Below are 565 nucleotides of genomic sequence, written 5' to 3'. Positions count from 1 at the left end.
GCCCTGGATCACGGTGGTGACTTCGTCGAAGTAGCCGGTGCCGACTTCCTGCTGGTGCGACACGAAGGTGTAGCCGCGGTCGCGGGCCGCGAATTCAGGCTCTTGAACCTTCTCGACATAGGCCGACATGCCGCGCTTGACGTAGTCCTGGGCCAAGTCGAACATGTTGTACCACATGGAGTGGATGCCGGCCAAGGTGATGAACTGGTACTTGTAGCCCATTGCGCCCAGTTCTTTCTGGAACTTGGCAATGGTCGCGTCGTCGAGGTTTTTCTTCCAGTTGAAGGACGGCGAGCAGTTGTAGGCCAGCATCTTGCCGGGGTGCACCTTGTGCACGGCGTCGGCAAACTTCTTGGCGAACTCGAGGTCGGGCGTGCCGGTTTCGCACCACACCAGGTCGGCATAGTGGGCGTAGGCGATGGCGCGGCTGATGGCCTGGTCAATACCTTTTTTCGTCTTGTAGAAACCTTCCGCCGTGCGCTCACCGGTGATGAAGGGCTTGTCGTTTTCGTCGTAGTCGCTGGTCAGCAGGTCGGCCGCTTCAGCGTCGGTGCGGGCAATCACC

General features: G+C 59.8%; 1 protein-coding gene. It reads right to left on the bottom strand.

What is annotated here, in order from left to right:
- Positions 1 to 565, bottom strand: a 565-nt coding sequence (locus AC1D0P_RS27520; RefSeq protein ID WP_477679631.1) for a beta/alpha barrel domain-containing protein, incomplete at both ends; no start/stop codon positions are given.

It is taken from the genome of Polaromonas sp. P1_G2 (assembly GCF_056405515.1).
Note: the sequence above shows the minus strand (reverse complement) of the source record. Positions and strands in the feature narration are given on the sequence as shown.